Raw genomic sequence first — 3,239 nt, forward strand, 5'->3', positions numbered from 1 at the left:
CCATAAACATCGTGCGGAATAAGCTGCTGGCAAGGATTTTTGCAGTAGTCAACCGGAGGACGCCATACGTAGACACCTTCAAGTTTGCTGCATAATTTTTTAAATTTACTTGCTTTTATCTTAGAATACGCGGACGTCCTCGTCCGTGCCCGCCTACCAGTGTAATACACATAAACCTTAGCACCCAGCCTAAAAGAGGTAACTACCGCTGCCCACCATAAATCGCAAAGCGGCAGCATGGGCCAGCTAGGGGGCTGGTATACCTCCGGCCCATATGCCAAGCTGGGCAAGAGCGCATTGCAGCAGCAACCAAAAGTAATCTTACATCCATACTGCAAAAAGGAACCCTGCCGAAGCAGGATTCCCCATTCAAGTGTAACCCAAAAAACGGCATCTACGCCTTTTCCATCAAAATTTCCACAACCGTCAGCTCGCCGTTAACCACGCTAACAGTTTTGGTAATATTGTTAAAGCCCGGCTTGGAGGCCGTAACCGTATAGCTTCCATCGGCAAGGCTCTTGTAGTAGCTACCGCCGCCCTCCGCGGTTTTCTTCACAATCTTCTCCTGCCCATCAACCAGCGTTAGGGTTACGTTGGCCTCCGGTTCGCCCGTTTGGGCGTTGGTGGTCTTTATCTTTAAAGGCAGCGAGCCGGTACCCTTTTCAATCACCTTGCGCACCTTTTGGTATTCGTTGTAAAAGTTAGGTTCGCTCATGCGCACCATCTCCACAAGGGTATCAATCTTATCCCAGCTAGTTGCCAGCGTTTTAAGCAGGGTAGCCAGCAGCTTGGTAGCATTGCTGCTGGCCGCCGCATCAACCCGACGTTGCTGCAAACCATACTATGCTCTAGTGGGCTGTTTTAATAATTTAGATGCCAATGGTTAATTATTAATTGTTTTTCAATATTTTGTTGGTATTTACAAGCATTATTACCGTATTAAAGCATTATTGTTGGTATTTACAAACATTCTTGTTTTGTAATTAGGTTAATATATATTATCTTTGATGGCAATTACCAACATTAATTACAACTTTTTCACTTAACGATGGGAAATACTAACATAAATTGGGTTGAGATGTCAGATGTGGCTATTGTGCATCAAGTGGGAAGCTACCTCAAGCATATCCGCCTGCAACAAAACAAAACCCAACATCAGCTGGCGGAGCTGGCAGGGTTAAATAGGTGGACCATTAGTCAGGTAGAAAAGGGTGAATCCATAACCTTAACCAGCTTGGTTCAAATATTACGCGCCTTAGACATTCTTTACGTATTAAATGATTTTGAGGTATCCAATGAAGTTAGTCCGTTGGAATACGCCAAGCTCAAGAGACAACAGAAGCAACGAGCTAGAGGTAAAAACAGCCCAAATAAAGAGGACGTAGGATGGTAGATGTAGCTGAAATAAAAATATGGGGGAACCTGGTTGGCGCTGTTCGTTGGGATGAAGAGCAGCAGCTGGGCAGTTTTCAGTACGATCCTAAGTTCATTCAAAAAGGTTGGGATTTGTCCCCTCTTAAAATGCCAATTGCTGAGGGCTCCCGCATTTATAGCTTTCCCGAGCTCAGGAAAGGAAGAAACGAAACAGAAAATACCTTCAAAGGTTTACCTGGTTTGCTATCGGATGCCCTGCCGGATAAATACGGCAATAAACTGATCAACACATGGCTAGCGCAACAAGGAAGATCGGAGAATAGCATGAACCCTGTAGAAAAATTGTGTTTTATTGGCACAAGGGGAATGGGAGCCTTAGAATTCGAGCCCGCTCAGGCTAAATCGGGAAAAAGAAGCTTTTCTGTTGAGGTAGATGCCTTGGTAGATGTTGCAAAAAAAATGCTCAACGCAAGGGAGTCCTTTTTAACAAACCTGAGCAAAGAAGAAGCGCAGGCTATGAGGGAGATTCTTAGGATAGGTACCTCTGCCGGAGGAGCTAGACCAAAGGCTGTTATTGCGTACAACTCAAAAACTGGAGAAGTACGGTCAGGGCAAGGAAACGTTCCTCAAGGATTTGAGCACTGGCTGATAAAGCTAGATGGTGTAAGCGATGAGCAGCTGGGAGAAAGTAGCGGTTGGGGTCGCGTAGAGTATGCCTATTACCTGATGGCAACTGATTGTGGTATAGAAATGAGCGATTGTAAGTTGATGGAAGAAAACGGAAGAGTTCATTTTATAACAAAGCGTTTTGATAGGGATGGCAATTCGAAGCATCATATCCAAACACTTTGCGGTCTGCAGCATTACGATTTTAACGACATGTTTGGGTACAGCTACGAGCAGCTCTTTCAAACGATGCGCATGCTACGCCTGAGCTATCCCCAGGCAGAGCAAATGTTCAGAAGAATGGTTTTTAATGTTTTAGCCACCAACTACGATGACCACACCAAAAACTTCTCATTTAGAATGAAGCAGGGAGAAAAATGGGAGCTTGCTCCAGCTTATGACCTCTGTTTCTCCTTTGACCCAACTAATCATTGGGTAAGCCAACAAACTCTCAGTGTAAACGGCAAAAGGCTACATATTACAAGGGATGATTTATTGAAGATAGCAAAGGAAAACAACATCAAAAAAGGTGAAATAATCGTTGATCACATAAACGCGGTGGTGAAGGAATGGATAGGTTATGCAGATAAGGCAAGTGTGCGTAACGATTTAGCATTTAGCATAAATGAGAATCTCAACACCTTGTAAATAAAGAAAGACATTAGCAAAACGGTTAAAAATAGTCGATCAGGAATACTCCGCTAGCCTGCTCGCCCGGACATAAAATGAGAAGTTGGCGCGGCCATCCTCGTCCGTGCTCACCTACCTGGGCAACACATACGGAGCCTTTCAATATGAGTTTGCATACTACATAAACCGTTAAAACGGTTTGCACTTGATAAAGGTGCCCTATAATCTCACGGTTGAAACCGTGGGCTATGTGGTTCAATGGCGAAGGTTCGTAGACCAGCGCCCTAGGCTACGCAACTATTCATCGTGAATTGCAGGGCTAGAGAATTTGTTGCACACCTACGGAGTGCCAACACGCCTTCATACAATATACTACCAACGTTTGGCTCCTACGGAGCCTTGCGCCTTTGATTCTATTAAGAAATAAGACTAAACCACTATGGATTGAAAAATCCATAGGTTTATTGAGTGAATAAAATTCACAAATAAGAGCACAAAAGAAAACAGAACAAACAAGAAACTCATTCATACAAAGATTGAGATTTATAGAAACTGAAAGTGCCTGCAAT

The 3,239-nt window shown here is 43.9% G+C and carries 3 protein-coding genes; 2 read left to right on the forward strand and 1 reads right to left on the reverse strand.

Features of this window, described 5'->3' with window-relative positions:
- Positions 1-394: 394 nt before the first annotated feature.
- A complete protein-coding gene (locus VMW01_04090; protein HUW05420.1) occupies positions 395-835 on the reverse strand; it encodes a carboxypeptidase regulatory-like domain-containing protein in 441 nt (146 codons plus the stop codon).
- 213 nt (positions 836-1,048) lie between these two features.
- Between VMW01_04090 and VMW01_04095 the strand changes: the two genes are divergently transcribed.
- Both VMW01_04095 and VMW01_04100 read left to right on the forward strand, forming a co-directional pair.
- The gene (locus VMW01_04095) at positions 1,049-1,393 is read left to right on the forward strand and encodes a helix-turn-helix transcriptional regulator (protein HUW05421.1); all 345 of its coding nucleotides are present in this window, start codon (positions 1,049-1,051) and stop codon (positions 1,391-1,393) included.
- Positions 1,387-2,688: a type II toxin-antitoxin system HipA family toxin gene (locus VMW01_04100; protein HUW05422.1), complete on the forward strand. Its 1,302-nt coding sequence runs from the start codon at positions 1,387-1,389 to the stop codon at positions 2,686-2,688. Before VMW01_04095 ends, VMW01_04100 begins: the two co-directional genes overlap by 7 nt.
- Positions 2,689-3,239 lie beyond the last annotated feature (551 nt).

This window comes from Williamwhitmania sp. (assembly GCA_035529935.1).
GTDB lineage: Bacteria > Bacteroidota > Bacteroidia > Bacteroidales > Williamwhitmaniaceae > Williamwhitmania.